Annotated in this window: 23 protein-coding genes; 14 read left to right on the plus strand and 9 right to left on the minus strand. The window is 61.0% G+C overall.

The features are described from left to right. The first annotated feature begins 97 nt into the window (after positions 1–97). Entirely contained in the window at positions 98–1,270 is a 1,173-nt protein-coding gene (locus KTN04_RS17310) for an SLC13 family permease (RefSeq protein WP_328515991.1), read from the plus strand. A gap of 39 nt (positions 1,271–1,309) precedes the next feature. Beyond that, positions 1,310–2,068, plus strand: coding sequence for a DUF4197 domain-containing protein (locus tag KTN04_RS14240; RefSeq protein ID WP_217335903.1), 759 nt, complete (start codon positions 1,310–1,312; stop codon positions 2,066–2,068). Between the two features lie 29 nt (positions 2,069–2,097). Here the strand turns inward: KTN04_RS14240 and KTN04_RS14245 are convergent, their stop codons facing one another. The 3 genes from KTN04_RS14245 to KTN04_RS17130 form a co-directional block, all read right to left on the minus strand. Next, a complete protein-coding gene (locus KTN04_RS14245) occupies positions 2,098–3,015 on the minus strand; it encodes a sensor domain-containing diguanylate cyclase (protein WP_217335904.1) in 918 nt (305 codons plus the stop codon). 47 nt (positions 3,016–3,062) lie between these two features. Further along, complete coding sequence (gene cysQ, locus KTN04_RS14250; protein WP_217335905.1) at positions 3,063–3,857, minus strand: 3'(2'),5'-bisphosphate nucleotidase CysQ; 795 nt, start codon at positions 3,855–3,857, stop codon at positions 3,063–3,065. 222 nt (positions 3,858–4,079) lie between these two features. Continuing rightward, positions 4,080–4,202, minus strand: coding sequence for a hypothetical protein (locus KTN04_RS17130; RefSeq protein ID WP_256449094.1), 123 nt, complete (start codon positions 4,200–4,202; stop codon positions 4,080–4,082). 371 nt (positions 4,203–4,573) lie between these two features. On the opposite strand from KTN04_RS17130, the gene KTN04_RS14255 reads away from it, so the two are divergent. From KTN04_RS14255 to KTN04_RS14265, 3 genes are all read left to right on the plus strand, one after another. Then, entirely contained in the window at positions 4,574–5,815 is a 1,242-nt protein-coding gene (locus KTN04_RS14255) for an NAD(P)/FAD-dependent oxidoreductase (RefSeq protein WP_217335906.1), read from the plus strand. 117 nt (positions 5,816–5,932) lie between these two features. Next, on the plus strand, positions 5,933–6,550 hold the full coding sequence (locus KTN04_RS14260; protein WP_217335907.1) for a DUF6436 domain-containing protein: 618 nt from the start codon (positions 5,933–5,935) through the stop codon (positions 6,548–6,550). Continuing rightward, complete coding sequence (locus KTN04_RS14265) at positions 6,547–8,052, plus strand: methyl-accepting chemotaxis protein (RefSeq protein WP_217335908.1); 1,506 nt, start codon at positions 6,547–6,549, stop codon at positions 8,050–8,052. Before KTN04_RS14260 ends, KTN04_RS14265 begins: the two co-directional genes overlap by 4 nt. A gap of 18 nt (positions 8,053–8,070) precedes the next feature. Here KTN04_RS14265 and KTN04_RS14270 read toward each other — a convergent pair whose 3' ends face one another. Both KTN04_RS14270 and KTN04_RS14275 read right to left on the minus strand, forming a co-directional pair. Then, positions 8,071–8,592 (minus strand): DUF411 domain-containing protein, encoded by a 522-nt coding sequence (locus KTN04_RS14270; RefSeq protein WP_217335909.1) that lies wholly within the window; start codon positions 8,590–8,592, stop codon positions 8,071–8,073. A gap of 96 nt (positions 8,593–8,688) precedes the next feature. After that, positions 8,689–9,063, minus strand: coding sequence for a hypothetical protein (locus tag KTN04_RS14275; RefSeq protein WP_217335910.1), 375 nt, complete (start codon positions 9,061–9,063; stop codon positions 8,689–8,691). Between the two features lie 91 nt (positions 9,064–9,154). Between KTN04_RS14275 and KTN04_RS14280 the strand changes: the two genes are divergently transcribed. The 8 genes from KTN04_RS14280 (at position 9,155) to KTN04_RS14315 (ending at position 16,504) form a co-directional block, all read left to right on the plus strand. Further along, entirely contained in the window at positions 9,155–9,853 is a 699-nt protein-coding gene (locus tag KTN04_RS14280; RefSeq protein WP_217335911.1) for a cupin domain-containing protein, read from the plus strand. A 225-nt stretch (positions 9,854–10,078) separates the two neighbouring features. Further along, complete coding sequence (locus KTN04_RS14285) at positions 10,079–11,020, plus strand: bile acid:sodium symporter family protein (protein ID WP_217335912.1); 942 nt, start codon at positions 10,079–10,081, stop codon at positions 11,018–11,020. A gap of 324 nt (positions 11,021–11,344) precedes the next feature. After that, positions 11,345–12,502 (plus strand): iron-containing alcohol dehydrogenase, encoded by a 1,158-nt coding sequence (locus tag KTN04_RS14290; protein WP_217335932.1) that lies wholly within the window; start codon positions 11,345–11,347, stop codon positions 12,500–12,502. A 357-nt stretch (positions 12,503–12,859) separates the two neighbouring features. Then, positions 12,860–13,102 (plus strand): TIGR02450 family Trp-rich protein, encoded by a 243-nt coding sequence (locus tag KTN04_RS14295; RefSeq protein ID WP_217335913.1) that lies wholly within the window; start codon positions 12,860–12,862, stop codon positions 13,100–13,102. A 302-nt stretch (positions 13,103–13,404) separates the two neighbouring features. Continuing rightward, positions 13,405–14,163, plus strand: a complete 759-nt coding sequence (locus KTN04_RS14300) for a transporter substrate-binding domain-containing protein (protein ID WP_217335914.1) — start codon at positions 13,405–13,407, stop codon at positions 14,161–14,163. A 62-nt stretch (positions 14,164–14,225) separates the two neighbouring features. Further along, a complete protein-coding gene (locus tag KTN04_RS14305; protein WP_217335915.1) occupies positions 14,226–14,897 on the plus strand; it encodes an amino acid ABC transporter permease in 672 nt (223 codons plus the stop codon). A 10-nt stretch (positions 14,898–14,907) separates the two neighbouring features. Beyond that, positions 14,908–15,654: an amino acid ABC transporter ATP-binding protein gene (locus KTN04_RS14310; RefSeq protein ID WP_254262570.1), complete on the plus strand. Its 747-nt coding sequence runs from the start codon at positions 14,908–14,910 to the stop codon at positions 15,652–15,654. Positions 15,655–15,760: 106 nt separating this feature from the next. Further along, positions 15,761–16,504, plus strand: a complete 744-nt coding sequence (locus KTN04_RS14315) for a M48 family metalloprotease (RefSeq protein ID WP_217335916.1) — start codon at positions 15,761–15,763, stop codon at positions 16,502–16,504. Positions 16,505–16,540: 36 nt separating this feature from the next. Here the strand turns inward: KTN04_RS14315 and KTN04_RS14320 are convergent, their stop codons facing one another. The 4 genes from KTN04_RS14320 to mobA all read right to left on the minus strand — a co-directional run bounded on the left by KTN04_RS14320 (position 16,541) and on the right by mobA (position 18,841). Beyond that, positions 16,541–16,885, minus strand: coding sequence for a hypothetical protein (locus KTN04_RS14320; RefSeq protein WP_217335917.1), 345 nt, complete (start codon positions 16,883–16,885; stop codon positions 16,541–16,543). Between the two features lie 86 nt (positions 16,886–16,971). After that, on the minus strand, positions 16,972–17,469 hold the full coding sequence (locus KTN04_RS14325) for a GNAT family N-acetyltransferase (protein ID WP_217335918.1): 498 nt from the start codon (positions 17,467–17,469) through the stop codon (positions 16,972–16,974). Then, positions 17,466–18,074: a cold shock and DUF1294 domain-containing protein gene (locus KTN04_RS16915; protein WP_254262571.1), complete on the minus strand. Its 609-nt coding sequence runs from the start codon at positions 18,072–18,074 to the stop codon at positions 17,466–17,468. The genes KTN04_RS14325 and KTN04_RS16915 overlap by 4 nt, the downstream gene beginning before the upstream one ends. Positions 18,075–18,229: 155 nt before the next feature. Beyond that, on the minus strand, positions 18,230–18,841 hold the full coding sequence (gene mobA, locus KTN04_RS14340; RefSeq protein ID WP_217335919.1) for a molybdenum cofactor guanylyltransferase MobA: 612 nt from the start codon (positions 18,839–18,841) through the stop codon (positions 18,230–18,232). A gap of 107 nt (positions 18,842–18,948) precedes the next feature. Here mobA and moaA point away from each other — a divergent pair, with 107 nt between their 5' ends. Continuing rightward, entirely contained in the window at positions 18,949–19,935 is a 987-nt protein-coding gene (gene moaA / locus KTN04_RS14345; protein WP_217335920.1) for a GTP 3',8-cyclase MoaA, read from the plus strand. Positions 19,936–19,945 lie beyond the last annotated feature (10 nt).

The following is a 19,945-nucleotide window of genomic DNA, read 5'->3' on the forward strand; positions in this document are numbered from 1 at the left end:
TTGAGTTCATGATGGATTCCTCGCGTAGGTGACGATGGAATCAGTGTGCGGCGGTCAGTGGCTGGAAAAAAGGTGCTGATTTATTGGCGCATACGAAGTGCGCGTCCCTGATGACAGCAAGGTGGTTGGCATGTCACTGCATGCTGTGGAGTCCGAGTTGGAAGATGCACTGATCGTGGGACTGATTCGCAACAATGTGCACATGCACGCTCCGGCGCCCAACCGCCGTATCCGGCAGGGTGACATTCTGGTGGTCGAGGCAGATGTCGAATCGTTAAGCGGCATGCTGAGTGCACTGGGACTGGCGCTGGAGGAGGCGGACAACACAGCTGAGGATGGCACCGGCACGACAACCGTGACCCACACGGATGTAGAACAGCCTCCACCGGATTCGACGGCCGAGCACCAGGGGGACGGCTTGAGCCTGATGGAGCTGGTGGTCCGTACGGAGTCACCGCTGCAGGGCCGTTCGGCACGGGGTATTCAGCTGCGTGAACGCTACGGCGTCAACCTGCTGGCCCTATCCCGTGAGGGCTCCCGTTTCAATGCCCGCCTGCAAACCCTGAAAATTCGCCCCGGTGATTTGCTGCTGGTACAGGGCACTGAAGGCGCCTTGAATGAATTTGCAGCGGACAGCAATTGCATTCCCTTGGCCGAGCGGGAACTGCGGCTACCGGAGCCGGGCCAGGCACTGAAAGCCAGCCTGATCATGCTGGCGTCGGTGGGAGCCGCCGCATTTTCACTGCTGCCCACGGCCATTGCCTTTGCAGCCGGTGTACTGGCCTCCATGGCCCTGCGCACGCTGCCACTGCGCAGCGTCTATACGGCCATCGACTGGCCGGTCATCGTGCTGCTGGGCGCGCTGATGCCCGTGGCCGCGGTAATGGAAAGCAGTGGCACCGCCCAACTGATCTCCGAGTCCCTGCTGCAGCATGTTGCCCAGGGCAGCAGCCTGGTCGCGATCGCCCTGATTCTGGTCTTGACCATGCTGATCTCCAGCGTCGTCAACAATGCCGCTACGGCCGCCGCCATGTGCCCCATAGCGCTGGGCACGGCGGCCAGCCTGGGCGTCAACGCCGACGCCTTTCTGATGGCCGTGGCCATCGGCGCGTCCTGCGCCTTCCTGACGCCCATCGGACATCAAAACAATACGCTAATTCTAGGGCCCGGCGGTTTTCGTTTCGGTGATTACTGGCGCTTGGGGTTACCTGTTTCGCTCATTGTGGTCGGCGTCAGCCTACCCCTTTTGTTATACGTCTGGCCACTGTAGCCTGACGACATTCACCTTTGCACGACAATGAGGTCTGCCATGAATACTCTGACGCGTTTTGCCGCTGCCGGTCTGGCACTGGCATTGATACAGCCGGCCCATGCAGGCCTTGAAGATCTGCTGAAGCAGGGCGAAAAGATACTACAGGAGCAAACCGGCACCCGCAGCAGCGGTACACAGGTACCCTCCGGTCTGGATACGGCTACCCTGGCTAAGGGGTTGAAGGAAGCCCTGCGTGTCGGTGGCGAGCGTGCCATTGAACAGCTGGCCAACCGTGGCGGCTATGCCAACCATGCAGATGTCCGTATTCCGCTGCCAGGCGTGCTGAACTCGGTGGCCGGTCTGATGCGCGACTATGGCCTGGAAAGCCAGGTGGATGCGTTCGAGGCCAGCATGAACAGCGCCGCCGAACAGGCCATTGGCGTTGCCACGCCCGTATTCGTGGACACGTTGGAACAGATGACGCTGGACGATGCTAAGCGCATCTACTCTGACGGGGATACCGCCGCCACCGAATACTTCGAGGAAAAAACCCGCGCCGAGCTGAGTACACGCCTCACACCACTGGTGGAACAGGCCATGGGCCGCGCCGGCGTCACCCAGGCCTACCAGCTGCTGGTGGAACAGGCCGAAGTACAGATTCCGCTGTTCAAGGGCATGAGCCCGAACCTGGGCAACCATGTTACCGACGCCGCACTGGACGGCTTGTTTCTGCGCTTGGCTCAGGAAGAAAGGAAGATTCGTGAGAATCCGGCCGCACGTACCACCGATCTGTTACGCGATGTCTTTGGCCGATAGGCCATCAGGCCCCTTGGCAGGCATAAGCACTACTCGGGTTGCAAGAGAACCGTCTTGTTACGGCCCTCGCCTTTGGCCTGATACAACGCCTCATCCGCCCGCTTGATCAGCTGCTCGTAATGGCGATCATGCGGCTGCAGCTCACTGACGCCCAGGCTGACGGTCACGTCCATACCGGCGTCCATTTGGGGCGGAACCCGCTCGGCGATGGCTTCACGCAGACGCTCGGCCATTTGAAAGGCCTGTGGCGCGGCGGTACTGGGCAGTACAAGAATGAACTCCTCCCCGCCAAAGCGCGCCAGCAGATCCGTTTCCCGAATCATGTGGCGGCAAAGTTCACACACATGGCAAAGCACCTGGTCCCCCGCCAGATGACCAAACCGGTCGTTGAGGCGTTTGAAGCGATCCAGATCAAACATGATCAGCGACAGCGGATGCCCGTAGCGCTGATATTCGACAAAATGACTCTGCAGCGCCTCCAACAACTGACGCCGGTTGGCCGTATGCGTCAGCGGATCCGCCTGGCTGGCGTCCAGCAGCTCCTGCTCGAGCATTTTGCGGCGGGTAATATTGCGGGCCACCCAGATAACGGTGCGTTCACCATTGACTCGGTGCGGAAACGGCTGAACGTGGCCTTCAAACCAGAGCATGCCCTTGGGACCGGGGCGAGCGGCATGTCCTTCGATCAGCGCCTCCGCCAGCGGGTATTCAACCTTGACCAGGCCGTTTTTCTCCAGCGCCAACCGGATATGCTCCATCACCAGCCCCGTGATGGATTCCGGCAATACGTCCTGTATCGAACGGCCGACCAGGTCATGGCCGTCATGATAGAAGCGAGGATCGGCATTGCCGAACAGGCCAACATACAGGCCGCTTTCCGTCAGCACAAACACCGGATCCGGCAGCGCATTCAGCACCATCAGCATCTCGTTGCGGTCAAGGTACACGATGTTATCTCCGGTGCGCTCGTTCTTTACTAGATCATAGCAGCCCCTCAACCGGGCATGGCGCCGCCGTAGACAATAAAGTGCGGGTTGAGCGTTGCCTCGGGGTTGGCATAGCTCAACTCCTGCCCTTCAGGGGTCAGCACACGGCCCCCGGCGGCATTGATGATGGCATGAGAGGCCGCCGTATCCCACAGACAGGTCGGTCCCAGGCGCGGATAGAGGTGCCCTGCCCCCTCGGCCACCAGGCACAGCTTGATCGAGCTACCCATGCGGATCAGCTCGTACTCGCCCAGTGCTTCCATCCACGCCAGGGTATGTGGCCCCAAGTGGGAACGACTGCCGTATACTTTCCAAGGTGTACCCGGCTGGTGAGTGCTTACTGTTATAGAGCGACGAGCACCTTCGCCATCGATCCGAAAAGCCCCCACCCCCTCGGCGGCCAGCCAGAGCGTATCCAGTACCGGCGCCAGCACGCCCCCCAGCACAGGACGTCCCTGCTCGATCAGGGCAATGTTGACAGTAAATTCGCCGTTGCGCTTGATGAACTCCTTGGTACCATCCAGCGGGTCCACCAGCCAGTAACGCCCCTCGGCATCAGGACCAGCAAAGGCTTCCACCGCCTCCTCGGTCAGAATCGGCAGGCGCTGTTCCAGAGCCTCCAGCCCGGCCACGATCACCGCATTGGCCGCGAGATCGGCACGGGTCAGCGGCGACTCATCGGCCTTGTGCTCAACGCCGAAATCCTCCTCGCCATAGACCTTCAGAATGGCGGCTCCGGCTTCGCGGGCGATGGTTTCAACCTGTTGCAACAAGGCTTCCAGGGGCAAGGATGTGGCAGACATGGGCGCTCCAATGGACAGGAAAGGACAGTGCATCACTGTACCACGAAGCCCTAAGGGGCTCAGACCTCGGATGTCAGCTTCGACAGCCGGTGCCAGCGCAACCAAGTGATGCCCGGGGCAAAGGCCGATATACTGCCCGGCCGTGCTTGGTACCTGTCGTATCCCGGTTGTTCATCCCTGGTCCGCGGCTCTTCCTGCCACGGCAACACTCGGCAAGAGGCGTTACTCATCCGGGTCCTGCTCGAGCAGGGCGATGCAGCCTTCAACCACCAAAGCAAACAGCGGAATCCGAAGCAACGCCATCGGCAGCAGGAAGAACCAGGCATAGGCCATAAAACCCAGCACCACCTCGGTATCAGCCAGTGCAGACCAGCCACTGCCATTGAAGGTATGGCCACTTGGCTACGGACATTAGGCGCCAGTATACAGAAGACGGCTGTTGCCAGGCGCCACGACCGGGGATCCCCCTGACGCTCTGCATCGAAGGATGGGGCTTTGCCGCGTGACGGCACTGACACACGCCGGACTGTCCATGTTGTTCCCACTGTTGGTCGTCGTTATGCTGGGCATGCTTGTCGCCGCCATGGGGGATGCTTGCGTCATGCGACGGCAACGGCCCGTCTTGCGACCGGCCTTTCAGCCGCCGGCATTCGCCAGCAACACGGGCACCCTCAAACCCGTTGGCTGCGGTGACTCATCAAGGAGGAAAACAGTCAATGTCACGTGAAATTCTGGTTCTGGGTGCCGGCATGGTCGGCGTATCGATCGCCTGGCATCTGCAGCAGCGTGGCCACCGGGTCACTCTCGTGGATCGGCGAGAGCCGGGGCGGGAAACCTCGTTCGGCAATGCCGGGTTGATCCAGCGCGAGGCGGTGCGCCCTTATGCCTTTCCACGGGACCTCGCTACCCTGCTGCGGGTTCTGCCCAACCGGGCGGTCGATATCCGCTATCGACCGGGCGGCATGCTGCAGTCGGCACGGCCGCTATTTGACTACTGGCGCAACTCGGCACCGGCGCGCTACCGGCATATTGTGCCGGAATATGCCGCCCTGATCAGCCGCGCCCTGGATACGCATGCACAGATGATTGCCGCAGCCGAGGCCGAAGCGCTGATGCGTCGACAGGGCTACCTGGAGGTGTTTCGCACGGCGGCGGCACTGGATGCCGAGTGTCGTCTGGCCGAGCAGGATGCCGCCCGCTTCGGTGTCGAGCATCAGGTACTGAGCCCGCGCCAGCTGTGGGAACGAGAACCGGACCTGCAGGCGGACCTGGCCGGCGCCATCCACTGGACTCAACCCTGGAGTGCCGTTTCACCCGGCGATCTGGTCACCGCTTATGCCCGTGCCTTTCAGGCCGCTGGCGGGCGGCTGCTGCAGGCCGAACTGCAGTCGCTGTCGACTGGTCAGCACGGCTGGCAGGCCCGTGTTCAGGGTGAAGTTCTGGACGCCGAGCAGGCCGTGCTGGCACTGGGCCCCTGGTCGGCGCCCTGGCTCGCTGCCCAGGGCATCAAGACACCGCTGTTCGTCAAGCGCGGTTATCACATGCACTATGTCCCCGGCGACGGCGCCCGCTTGAACAACTGGCTGATGGATGCGGAAACCGGCTACCTGCTGGCGCCCATGCAGGCCGGAATACGCCTCACCACCGGGGCCGAACTGGCACGACTGGACGACCGGCCCTGTCACCAACAGCTGGAGGCGGCCGAGGCCGTGGCACGCACCTTCTTCCCGCTGGGCAAGCGGCTGGAGCCCGCCCCCTGGCTGGGCGGCCGTCCCTGTCTGCCGGACATGAAACCGATCATCGGCCCGGTGCGCAGCCGACCGGGCCTCTGGGCCGCCTTTGGCCATGGTCATCAGGGCTTTACCTTAGGCCCACTGACCGGGTTGCTGCTGGGCCAGATGATGGATGGTGAGACACCCGAATTGGACATGCGCCCCTACCGGCTGGAACGGTTCTGACGCCAGTGACAAGGTCGGCGACGGCACGAAAGATGTTGCTTTTTGGCTTCACTGAAGATCCAATGAACAGGCGTTACGTACACTGATTCCTGCGGCCCCCTCGCACAAGGACACTGCATGCGCGCTCTGCGGTCATACCCGCCACGTTTCTGGTTCAGTCTCGTTCTGGTCGTTGCCTGGAGCCTTGCCATGGCCTGTGCTTTCTGGTGGTTTCAGCTACGCTGGTATCAACCGTTGGAGCATTTGACCGGTGATGCCCTGTTTGACAGTAGTCGACTTCAGCTGAGTCGGTCTCGACCGGACCAGCCGCTGGAGATCGTGCATTTTTACGACGGCAATTGCCCCTGTACCCGCTTCAACACGCCGCATGTACAGTCGCTGGCACAGCAGTACGAAACGCATGACGTGCAGCTGAGGGTGCTGGTGCCTCACCCGCGTCAGCTGGATGAGGTCAGGCAACTGTTCCCCGGGGCAGTGCACGAGGTGGCCACCGCTGCGAATGCGCCCGTGGCCAGCCCCAGCGCCCTGGTGCGCTCGCAGGCGCTGGGCACCCAATACCACGGCCCCTGGAGTCCGGGGGCCGTGTGTGCGGCCCGCAGCGGTGATTATGTCGCTCAGGTACTGGATCGTCTTTTAGCAGGGAAGCGACAGGATCAAACCTTTCAAGTGGCACGCGGATGCCTCTGTCCGTGGCCGGATTCGCTCTCTCTTGCACAGGCTGGAGTACGTCCATGACTGCAAACACACAACTGTTTTCGATGACCAGACTTTACTGGCAGGGTGACCGCCTGATGACCGGTGTGCAGGGATTCCTGCTGCTGCTCAGCCTGGGGCTGGCCAGCTGGTACGGTACCTGGACCGAGGCACTGGTGATCGGGCTTCCCACCACGCTGGTCTGCGCCGTGCTGACCGGGTTGCAGCCGGGCAGTCGGCTGACCCGCGTAACTCAGGGCCTGGGGTTCATGGTGTTCTCCGCACTGCTGATCCATCAGAGCCGCGGCATGATCGAATTTCACTTTGCCATCTTCGTACTGCTGGCATTTCTGCTCTATTACCGCGACTGGCTGCCGATTCTGCTGGCCGCCGGTGCCATCGCCGTTCATCACCTGCTGTTCAATTACCTGCAGCAACAGGGCTCCTCGGTCTACATCTTCGAACTGCGCACCGGCTGGGGCATCGTCTTTCTGCATGCCGCCTTTGTGGTATTTGAAACCGCTCTGCTGATCTACATGGCACGTCTGCTCAAACGTGAAGGCGAACAGGCCGAGGAGCTGTCCAGCATTGTGTCGCACCTGGCCGTGGACGACGGCAACATCGACCTGCGCCACGAACTCAAGGATGCGCACACACCGTTGGCACAGGGCCTGCAGACCTACATTCGCCTGGTGCATGAGGCCATCAGCCAGACCCAGAGCAGCAGCCAGGAGCTGAATCGCCAACTGGCCGCCACGTCAGAGCGCAACCGGGATGCCAGCCGCAAGACCCGCCAGCAGAGCGAACAGACCGAGCACCTGGCCTCCGCCGTCACCGAGCTGGCCAGCTCATTCAAGGAGGTCAGTCACAACGCCCAGCATACCGCCGCCACCACGCAGGAAGTCGGCGACAAGGCGCGCGAAAGCCTGCAGACCATTGACGCCGCCAGCGAGGCCATCAACGCCCTCGCCGCAGAGGTCCGCAGCGCCAGCGAGCTGATGCGCGCACTGGAAGAAGACAGCCGTGAGATCGGACAGGTGACCGAGCTGATCAGCAGCATTGCCGAGCAGACCAACCTGCTGGCACTGAATGCCGCCATCGAAGCGGCCCGTGCCGGTGATGCCGGGCGCGGCTTCTCGGTGGTCGCAGATGAGGTACGCCAGCTGGCACAGAACACGTCGGCCTCCACGCAGCGGATCCAGCAGACCGCTCAGCAGTTGCAGAACCGTACCCGTCAGGCCAATGCCGCCATGCAGGCGTGCAGCCAAAACGCCGCCGGCAGTGTGGATAACATGCAGGAAGCCGCACAGATGCTGAGATCCATTGCCGACGCGGTTGTGACCATCAACGACATGAACACTCAGGTCGCCTCGGCCGTGGAGCAGCAGTCGGCGGTTGCGGAAGAAGTGAACGCGAATGTCAGTCGCATCAGCGACCTGTCACGGGAGGTCGACCAGGTGGTCAGCGAGACCAGTGTCAGCACCGATCACCTGGCTGAGTTGAGCGGTCAGCTGTCGTCTCAGGTCGAACGCTTTCGGACCTGAGCGACAGCGTCAGATACCTCAGTACTGGGACTGCTGTTCACGGATGGTGGCATAGATTTCATAGCCACCGCCCTGTTTCATCAGCAGGACATGGTAAGGCTCGAAACGGTCGCCCATTTCCATGCCGGGACTCCCCATGGGCATGCCCGGCGCGGTCAGCCCAAGGGCCCCCTCCGGCGGGTTGGCCAGGAACTGCTTCACCAGCCGTGCCGGCACATGGCCTTCGAACAGGTAGCCGGACTCGGTGACCGCGGTATGGCAGGAGTGGAAGCGCCCTTCGATGCCCATGTCCAGTTTCATCTGGGTCAGGTTCTGCGGGTGGAACGCACGGGTCTCGAAGCCGTTTGCCTCGGCATGCTCGATCCACTCCTCACAGCAGCCACAGGTCGGGCTCTTGTAAACCTTCAGTGTCTCGCTCTTGGCCGCCTGCAGCAACTGGCCGGCAGCGGTGGCTTGGGCCGCCTGTGCTGGCGCAGCGAAACCGGCCAGCATCAGGCCGGACAGAGCAGAGGCAAGCAGGGTCTTGTGCAGTGTCATCATGGTGTATCTCCCGTCGAGGATAGGCGCGCCATGGCGCCTTCTCGCATGTAAAATCAGATGGTCAATCGCCTGTGAATTCCGTTTTGGCCGACGCGGTCAGCCGAACGCAGTCCACCGGGGTGGCTGGTAAGGCGGCTCAGCCGGTTGCTCCGGCCAATGCTGATCGACGGGGGGTGGCAGGGCGCGCACTAAGGCCAGGACGACCGATAACGGGCGGGTATCGAGCCAGGCAGTGCTCTGGGCACACTCCAGCAGGCAATCGCTGAGGGTGTCGGCACAGCAATCGGCCATCTCGAGGGCAGCACAGGGCATGTCGCTGCCACAGTGCGGATCATGCACGGTCTCGGCCGACGACGGCATGGTCATCGCGTGCAGGCTCATCGAGCCTGACAGCTGCGCCAGCAACAGCAAAGCACTCAGCAGTAACAATACCGAAGCCTTGCGGGCAGGTTGCAGAAAAGGACGTGTCACGTCGGTCGAGATCCTGAAAGAGTGAACATTTACAACAGGTCGGCAGTCTTACTATCCGAGACTGTGATCATTATGAACATGAAAGGTGGATATGGTTCCTGATTCAACGCAAACAACAGTACTGCCGGAAGCCTTCAACATGGATTTCAGCCAGCGCCTGGTGATCGAGACCGGCCAGCAGGACTGGCTGCCCAGCCCGGCGCCGGGCGTTCGTCGCAAGCCGCTGGAGCGCGAACACAAGGAAGCCGGGCACACCACCAGCATCGTGGAATACGCCCCCGGCACAGCCTTTTCCGAGCACCCTCACCCGCTGGGCGAGGAAATTTTCGTGCTGGAAGGCGTCTTTTCCGATGCCAGCGGCGACTATCCGTCCGGCAGCTACCTGCGTAACCCGCCCGGCAGCCGCCATGCACCCTTCAGCCGCGAAGGCTGTATCATTTTCGTCAAATTGAACCAGTTTGACAAAAATGACCTGCGCAGCGTCCGCATCCAGACCCGCGAGCAGCCCTGGCGGCCCGGCGTCGGCGGCCTTGAGGTCATGCCGTTGCACGACTTCGAAGGCCAGCACACCGCGCTGGTGAAATGGCCGCCCGGTGAACGCTTCCAGCCCCACCGCCATTTCGGCGGCGAGGAGATTCTGGTGCTGTCCGGCGAGTTTTGTGACGAACATGGCCGCTACCCGGCCGGTACCTGGCTACGCAGCCCTCACCTCAGCCAACATCATCCCTTTGTGGATAAAGAGACCATTATTCTGGTCAAAACCGGTCATCTGCCGTTGCTGACCGATTAATAGTCAGTCCAGTCAGGTGAAAGCCGGCATTCCCTGACGTCCCAAGACGTCAGGATTCGACTGGCCGTTCAGACAAACCGGCGGTATATTGCGACTCCCGCCCACGCCCCGCCACAAGCCCGCGTGTCGCGGTCTCCTGCACGCTGTGATCCAGCGCCCATGCCACGGCTTCGGTCGTGCCCCGTTGTTGACGAATGTCGCGCTTTATTCTGCTTGAGGTTCCCCATGCTTAATCGCATTACCCAACTTTTTCCCGCCTGGGCCATTCTGTTTTCGGTCGTCGCCTACCTGCAACCGGCCCTGTTTACCGAACTCAAGAGTTCGATCGTGCCCCTGCTGACCGCCATCATGCTGGCCATGGGACTGACGCTCACGCCCATGGATTTCCGCAACGTGCTGCGCTTTCGAAGTGCCATCGGCATCGGTGTGCTGCTGCAGTTCAGTGTCATGCCGCTGCTGGCACTGGGCATCAGCCTGGTACTGGGGTTTGATACCGACCAGACCGTCGGCATGGTACTGGTGGGCGCCGTGGCCGGCGGCACCTCTTCCAACGTGATGACCTTTCTGGCGGGCGGCAACCTGGCACTGTCCATTTCCATGACAGCCCTGTCCACGTTGCTGGGCGTGGTACTGACGCCACTGCTGACCGGCCTGCTAGTGGGCCAGACGGTCGACGTGCCGATCAGCGGCATGCTCATGAGCCTGGTCAAGATCGTGCTGATTCCGGTGGCCATCGGCGTTGCCATCAACGCGGTGGCCCGCGAGCGTATCAAGCGGATCGACCCGGTTCTGCCGCTGGTGTCCATGGTCAGCATCGTGATGATCATTGCCATTGTCGTGGCACTGAACAAGGACAACCTGGCCAGCCAGGGCGCCATTATCGCACTGGCCGTGATGCTGCATAATGGCCTGGGCCTGGCTGCCGGCTATGGTGCCTGCCGTGCCTGCGGCTTCGACAGTACCATCAGCCGCACCATCGCCTTTGAAGTCGGCCTGCAGAACTCCGGGCTGGCAACCGCACTGGCAATGAAATTCTTCACACCGATCGCCGCTATTCCGGGCACGATTTTCTCAGTCTGGCACAACATCTCCGGCTCCATCCTCGCCGGTTACTGGTCGCGCAAGCCGGTTATCCCGGCGCCTGCACGCGAGACCGAACGCGCCTAGTGTGCCCCCAGGCCTGCTTGCCGATGGGCAGGTAGGCCGTCATACAGCCGAGATGCGTGGATTTGGCATAAGCGGCCTTCAACCGTCGTTCAGCCACTCGCCAGCCCCCTGGCGCAACCGCCATTGGCACTGAACAAAGCCGATTGACAGCACCTGTACCAGGCTCTTATGGTGCCTGCAGAGTCCAGTATTGCCCGGATATTCAAGGTCCATAACAATAATCAGAAACGGGCCCCGTCAAACGCACCCTGCGCACGGGGCCAGATGCCAGAGGATTTGGCCATGCAGAACAACTCTCCCGACCGTCACCCCACAACTGCCACTTTGTCTGCCGGCATCATCCTGCCCCGTATCATGCAGATCGGCGCAGGTGCCAGCGACGCCATTGGTGACGTTCTCGGTCGCCTGAACTGCTCACGTCCACTGATCATCACGGACCCGATGATGGTACAGCTGGGATACGTCGACCGCCTTCAGCAGCAGCTGCAGGCCAAGGCACTGGTAGCGGATGTCTTTGCCAACACGGTGCCCGAGCCAACGGTCGCGTCCATCATGGCCGGCGTCGATCAGGTCCAACGCGGCGACTACGACTGCATCATTGCACTGGGAGGCGGCAGCCCCATCGACAGTGCCAAAGCCATTGCCATCCTGGGGCGGCACGGCGGGACCATGCGTGATTACAAGTTTCCTCGTCAGGTGGACGAGCCGGGGCTGCCCCTGATCGCCATTCCCACCACGGCCGGAACAGGCAGTGAGGCGACACGCTTCACCATCATTACCGATGAGCACAACGACGAAAAAATGCTCTGTGCCGGGCTCGGTTTCATGCCGGTGGCCGCGCTGATCGATTACAGTCTGACCCTGAGCCTGCCGCCACGCACCACCGCAGATACCGGCATTGATGCACTGACGCATGCCATGGAGGCCTATGTCAGCCGCAAGGCCAATGCCTACAGCGATTCCCAGGCCATGGCGGCCATGCGTCTGCTCGGCCCCCACCTGCGCCGCGCCTATCACGACGGCGCAGACAAGCAGGCTCGTGAAGCAATGATGCTGGGCTCGACCCTCGCTGGCATTGCCTTTTCCAATGCTTCGGTCGCACTGGTGCACGGCATGAGTCGTCCCATCGGCGCCTTTTTCCATGTTCCCCACGGCCTGTCCAATGCCATGCTGCTGCCCAGCGTCACGGCCCATTCAATCCCGGCCGCGCCGGAACGTTACGCCGAATGTGCGCGCCTCATCGGCGTGGCTGGCCCGGCCGACGATACGGCCACGGCCAATGACAAACTGCTGGCCGAACTAACGGCGCTGAATGACGAACTGCAGGTCCCCACACCGGCACAGTTCGGCATCGACCGGGCGCATTTCATGTCGGTGACCGAAGAAATGGCTCGACAGGCGCTGGATTCGGGCTCCCCTGGCAACAACCCCCGTATTCCGACCCGGGATGATATCGTGGCCCTCTACCGAGCATTGTGGTGAAGATGATGCATTCCACTCGATTGGCAGCAAAATAGGAAAAATTCCTATATCCATGTCACTGCTGGGGTTTCTATAATGTGTTCAAGTTCAGGGCTGCAAGGGATCGGCAGCAGAACTCGGCGAGGGTAGCAGCACGGATAGCAGGATGCGACGCTACAAGGAAATGGATTGCTGAAGAGAGGGCGTACTCAGGATGATACGCCCTTTTGTTTTTTATACCCTCCGATCCCCCTGTCACCTCACTCGACTTTCTGTTGGCCGGATCATAACCGCCCCCGCAACCTATCGCTCTGCAAAGATCCACAACCACAGCCGACACGTAATTGACTCTGTTGTTAACTGCCGAGCCGTTTCGCCATGCCCCATGTCACGCCACCTCCCCGTCGACTCAATCCGCGCAAGCTGATGCTGAGCAAGTGGACCGCCATTCACCCGGTGAACCGTGAAAAGCACTTCATCGTGACGCGCGTGGTCAAACCCGAGCACCCGGATGATCCGATTGAGTGGATCGACCTCCAGGCCGTGCATTCCAAGCGTACCCAAACGTTGCGCTGGCAGACCCTGCTCGATACCGAGACCTGGTTGCAGGGCTGGAAATAGACTCAATCACGATGCATTTCAGGTACCTAATTGGACCAGCACAACACTATTTCAGGCTGATCTTTACGCCTATCGCTCACTCTTCTTGCCGCAACACCATGATTTTACAACCAACCAAGCCGATTTCCCGGTAACAAACACCGGTATGTAACCGATCGATTTGATTTTTGGTGCCAACATGAATCATAGTAATACGATGGAATTTGGCGACGCTCGGTTCTGAGGGGGCGAGCGCCAAACGATACATGGCGGCACCTGCTGGGCGACACTCCCCGGGCCGCTAAGGACAACAAGGAGCAAGCATGACGATGAAATGGCTGAAAACCCTGGGCGCCGGCCTGGCCCTGTCGGCGGCTGCAACGGCCGCCCATGCCGACACCCTGCGTGTCGCCACCGACCCCAGCTTTGTCCCCTTTGAAATGATGGATCAGGCCACCGGCGAAATGATCGGCTTCGACATGGACATTCTGGCAGAAGTCGCCAAGCGCTCGGGATTCGAGTACGACCTCAGCACCATGGACTTCAACGGCATCATTCCCGCCCTGCAAACCGGTAACGTGGACATGGCACTGGCCGGCATCACCATTACCGAAGCGCGCGAGGAAATCGTCGACTTTTCTAATCCCTACTACGACTCCGGGCTGCGCATTCTGGTGCGCGCCAACAACCAGGATGTCAGCAGCATAAGTGACTTGGAAGGCGCCAAGGTCGGCACCAAGATCGGCAGTACCAGCTACAACTTTCTGCAGGCCAACCTGGAGCAGGACGAGAACGTGACGCCCTATCCGGGCAGCTCGGACATGTACATGGCACTGATGTCCGGTGCCGTTGACGCGGTGTTCTACGACGCGCCCAACGTGGGCTACTTCTCCAGTACCCGCGGTCAAGGACGCACCAAAACGGTCGGTCCGCTGTATGAGGGGCAGCAGTACGGCATCGCGCTCAAGCAGGGCAGCCCCTGGCTGGATGAAGTCAACGCGGCACTGGCCGGGATGAAGGCCGATGGCACCTACCAGAGCATCTATGAGAAGTGGTTCGGCACGATGCCGGGCAGCCAGTAATCGCCCGCGGCCGGCCCTGCAGGGCCGGTGTTCCCCGCCTGTACATGACGGAGCCTTGATTCGTGGAATCCACGTTCAGTTTCAACTGGCAAGCAGCCATTGATGCCATCCCCTTCCTGCTCAAGGGGGCCCCCTACACCCTGATGATCTCGTTCGGAGGCCTGTTGGCCGGCTTTGTGCTGGGCATCCTGTTCGGCCTGCTCAGCCTCAATCGCCGCTGGTATCTTCGCTGGCCGGCAACTGCCTATATCGAAATTTTTCGCGGCACACCGATTCTGGTCCAGGTGCTGTTCATCTTCTACGGCCTGCCCGACCTGCTCGGCGGCCCTATCGAACCGGTTACCGCCGCCATTGCGGCCATCGCCCTCAACTCCGGTGCCTACATCTCCGAGGTGGTGCGCGGCGGCGTACAGTCCATTGCCAAGGGACAACGCGAAGCCGGTCTGTCCCTGGGACTGTCCCGTACCCAGACCTTCTGGACCATCATCTGGCCCCAGGCCCTGCGCCGCATGATCCCGCCACTGGGCAACCAGGCCATCGTCAGCATCAAGGACACCTCACTGTTCTCGGTGATCGGCGTGGGCGAACTGGTGCGCCAGGGCCAGGTGTACATCGCCAATACCTTCACTGCCTTTGAGGTCTATTTCGTGGTCGCGATCATGTACCTGATCATCACCCTGTCCCTTTCCCTCCTGCTGCGCCTGTTCGAGCGCCGTGGCATCAATGCAGTCTGAGGAGCGGCCCATGTCCAACATTGTTGAAATCAAGCAACTGAACAAATCGTTCGGTGAGCACCATGTGCTCAAGGATATCGATCTGCAGGTCAAGACCGGCGAGGTCGTGGTCATCATCGGGGCCAGCGGCTCGGGCAAGTCCACGCTGATCCGCTGCATCAATGGGCTGGAGGAATACAACACCGGCACACTGGTGGTGGATGGTCACGGCCTGGAGCCGCATGGCGGCAGCCAGAAGGCACTGAACACCATTCGCAAGGAAGTGGGCATGGTGTTTCAGCAGTTCAACCTGTTCCCACACCTGAGCGTGCGCCGCAACATCATGCTGGCACCGATGAAGGTCAAGGGCATGAGCCAGGCACAGGCCAGCGACAGCGCCGAGCGCCTGCTGGAGCGGGTCGGTATCGGTAATCAGGCCGACAAGTATCCCAACCAGCTGTCCGGGGGACAGCAGCAGCGCGTGGCCATCGCACGCGCGCTGGCCATGGAGCCGCGCCTAATGCTGTTTGATGAGCCAACCTCGGCACTGGACCCGGAAATGGTGGGCGAGGTGCTGGACGTGATGCGCGAACTGGCACGCGAAGGCATGACCATGATGGTGGTGACGCATGAGATGGGCTTTGCCCGCGAGGTGGCAGACCGGGTGATTTATATCCATGAAGGCCGCATTGTTGAAGAAGGTGCGCCGGACCAGGTCTTCGACACCCCTCAAAACGAACGTACCCAGGCCTTCCTGTCTCGCGTGCTGTCGCACTGAACACCGCTGGCTGCGGCAGCCCCCGGCCAGTGATGCGGTGTGGCTGCCAGGGCCGTTTTTTGCTATAAATCGCGTTCCAGTTGAGCCATTGAACTAAGGACCAAACATGAAAAGGACTCTTCTCTCGGTTGCGGCTGCTCTGATGATCGGCACCTCTCTGACCGGCTGTGTTGACGGCAATCTGAACACGACTTCACTGTCTGCGCTGCAGGATGCCGCGCGTGCCGCCACCCTGAGCGAAAGCGACGCCAAGGCCATGGCCGCACAGGCCGCCGTGCAGATGGATCAGCAGAACGACGTCATGCCAGCTTCCAGCCGCTATACCAAGCGCCTGAACCGTCTGGTGCGAAAATTCCGCAACGAAGATGGCCTGGCTCTGAACTTCAAGGTATATGACAGCCCGCAGATCAACGCCTTCGCCATGTCGGACGGCACCATCCGCGTGTATCGCGGCCTGCTGGACACGTTTTCCGATGATGAAGTCCGCTTCGTTATTGGCCATGAGATCGGCCACGTCAAGCTGGGACACTCGCTGAAGGCCATGCGCACCGCGTACGCCACATCCGCGGTACGCAAGGGCGTTGCCAGCCAGGGCGGGCGTGCCGCTCAGCTGTCCAGTTCGCAGCTGGGTGCGCTGGGTGAAGCCCTGGTCAACGCTCAGTTCTCCCAGTCACAGGAGCGTGATTCCGATACCTATGCCGTCAGCTTCATGAAAAAGCACGGCTTCGACCCGCGTGCAGGCTTGAGCGTGATGAAGAAGTTTCAGCAGATGGATGGCGGCAAGGGCAGCATGCTGTCCAGCCACCCGGCTTCGACCGAGCGCGAAGACCATATCGCCCGCCTGCTGTAATTCTACGTTCCAGACGGGCCGGCCCACGGCCCGTTTTCAATGTGCAGGTCGATCAACGGCCTCAAGACTGGTTTCCATTCGGTTGATCAGATCGATCTTGGGTGTCGCCATGTCACAGTCAACCCGCACCGGCCGGTCTGTTGTCCGGCGCCCCATGGGGTTGGCATCCCGGCTCTCAAAACGACGCCGCTTGTCATGATCGCTGCGACGATCAATGATCGAGCAACGCCGCTCCGGCCCTTCATACTGTGAAAACTGAAAGGCTGTCCACCACTCCGCCGCTTCCTGTAACGTTGCCATCATCGGGCTCAGCAATGCCCCGGACTGACTGGTCCAGTAGAAGCGGATGCGCCCCTCGACCAGATCCTTGCACAAGGTCATGGTGATCACCGCTGTTGTATGCTCGACTGCTCTGTTGCAGCCCTCGTTCGGGCACCGGATGCCCGCCCCGGCCAGCAGCTCCCGCTTCAGGAAGATAACGGCTGGCTATCGATGCTGTCAGTATAGTCAGTGCTCCGGACGAGGCCACTAAACCGCATCAAACCGACATCTTCACCTCGGCGGCGGTAGCGGCTCAGCAAGGTCTGGAGACGCGGAGCGACATGCTCTTCGACCGCTACAAAACCAATGCGTGTATAGAAAGCCGCAAGCTCGCGGTAGGGGTAGCAGTAACAGGGCTGTGCCGACCACTGGACCTCACAGCCCTGGAGTAACTGACGTCCAAGCCCCTGCCCGCGCCAGTTCCGGTGCACCCATAGCCCGCGCATCAGCCAACCTTCAGCCATGACCTCAAAGCGAACGCCAGCCAGCACCTGACCATTCAGGTGCAGCACAAAGGCATGATCACCCGGCCGGGCTTTGCCTTTGTGGCCGTTGCGCTTATAAAAACGATTCAGCACATGCAGTTGATCCATCTCAAGTGCAACGGTCTCAACGGGCATCGCGGTGGGTGGCTGTGTCGTCACAGCAGCGCCTGCCAGAGCGAGCGTCCCGGTGCACTGGCCAAATAACCAAGCACAGCCAGATGAATGCCGACCGTCCACCAGAAGGCCACCCGAAACGCGGCCTTGACCGACTTGTGCCTGAGCAGCTGCTGGGCACACCAGGCGCCTGGCCAGCCGCCCAGGACGGCCAGCATATGCAGCGTCGCTTCGGGCGTACGCCGACGATCATTGCGAGCCGCCTCCTTGTCCCAGGCATACACCGCAAATGTCCACACACTCATGGCCGCCATCAGCAGCGGTATGTGCCAGGGCAGGTATCCGACCAGTGCTACGATGCAAACGAGCACCAGTATTGCCAGGGCCGGCAACAGGACCGGCGCAAGCGGGCGGGCATTCCGCTCCTCACGACGCACACTGGTCCCGGCCAACATGACTGACTCGGCTCGGGGTCGGTTGTTCTTGTCCGTACTCGACTCGTAGGTCACCAGCTGATTGATTTGCGGTAACAGGCTCCGGTCACGCAGTGCACTGACATGAAAGAACAGATCGCCGCCCCCGTCCAGCGGCTGAATGAAACCGAATCCCTTGTCGGCGTTCCATTTTTTAACGCGCCCCTTGGCAGTCATCAGTGCACTCCGAGTAGGTATGAAAACATGTGCACGCAGGCAGGTGGACGGGCATGACGGCGATGCTTGAATCGCATGAAGCACTCCTTGCAGGGCATCCGTTCGGAGGGGATACGGATGCGACGATGAAAGTATCATGATAACAAAAACCGGCGTCACCCGGTGGGCAGGTGTCCCTGCTCGGCCTGTTGCAGTTCCTCCGGGGTGTTCAGATTGCCGAATGCACCCGGGCAATCAGTAAAATCCGCATAGATACACGCCTGGGCAACCAGCCAGGCGCCCGCGCTGCGAACACCGCTTGCCAACGCCTGCTGCAGGGATTCTCGTTGTGCATGGTGCACCAGACAGCACAGCCAGTGCGTCTGCCCCCCCTCCCGAGCCACCACTGCCTGCACTGGTGTGCCGGCAACGGCCCGCCACAGCCTGAATGCCAAGTCAGGCGGCAGCCAGGGGGTGTCGCAGGGGCTGAACAGGACCCACTCATGCCGCGCCTGCTGCAGCCCGGTGAGCATACCGGCCAGCGGCCCCGGCTGACCCGGCAGGCAATCCGGCATGACCGCCAAGCCTAGCTGTCGGTAGGCCGGCAGTGACCGGTTGGCCACCAGACACAGTTCACTGACCTGCGGCACCAGTCGTTGACGGACGTGTTCGGCCAGTGGCTGTCCCTGAAGCGGCAGCAGGCCCTTATCACAGCCTCCCATGCGCCGGCCGCGCCCTCCGGCCAGAATCACCCCGCTGATGTCAGGAAAAACCGGTTGATCGTGCATTGCCCCACCCCATGATGAAAAGTCTCTGATTTCACCATAGACGGTTTGCGAGCCGACACAGGCACGTCTATGGTTCTATACATCCTGAACAGAACGGGGAGCCCGCCATGTCCTCCCGGCTTGTAGACCGCTTCGGTCGCCATGTCACTTATTTGCGCCTGTCGGTCACCGACCGGTGCGACCTGCGTTGCGTCTATTGCATGACTGAAAAGATGCGCTTTCTCCCCCACGATCAGGTGCTGTCTTTGGAAGAGCTGTACGATGTCGCCCACGCCTTCACCCGCCTGGGCATAAACAAGATCCGTCTGACCGGCGGCGAGCCGCTGGTCAGACGTGACGTGATGACCCTGGTCGAGCGCCTGGGCCAACTTCCGGCCGAACTGGTCTTGACGACCAACGGTTCACAATTGAGAAAGCGAGCGCAGGATCTGGCCCGATTCGGCGTGCAACGCCTCAATATCAGCCTCGATTCACTGCAGTCAGAGCGCTTCGCTCATCTGACCCGTCACGGCCGTCTGGAACAGGTGCTTGACGGCATAGAAGCGGCGCGCAGTGCCGGATTCAAGCGTATCAAGCTCAACACCGTTGTCCTTAAAGGGCGCAATGATGACGAGGTACTGGATCTGGTCGAGTTTGCCCGCCGCTCGGGACTAGACATCAGTTTTATCGAGGAAATGCCACTGGGCGTGATCTCCGAGCATGGCCGTGCCGAGTGCTTCTGTTCCAGTGACGAGCTGCGCGAGCGCATCAGCAGCCGCTACCCGCTGACCCCCTCCACTGATCGCACCGGTGGTCCTTCACGTTACTTCCGCATGGCTGACAGCGCCATCCGTGTCGGTTTCATCTCGCCACACAGCCATAATTTCTGCAGCGAGTGCAACCGGGTACGCGTCACCGTGGAAGGCCGCCTGCTGCTATGCCTGGGCAATGAGCACTCGGTCGATCTGCGCCGAATATTGCGTGAGTATCCCGGCAATACCGAGCGTCTGCATCAAACACTGGTTGACGCCATGGCCATCAAGCCGGAGCGACACGAGTTTAACCTGGATGAAGCCCCCCAGATTCTGCGTTTCATGAACATGACCGGCGGCTGAAGCCGCCTGA

This window comes from Marinobacterium weihaiense (genome assembly GCF_019061305.1).
Taxonomy (GTDB): domain Bacteria; phylum Pseudomonadota; class Gammaproteobacteria; order Pseudomonadales; family Balneatricaceae; genus Marinobacterium; species Marinobacterium weihaiense.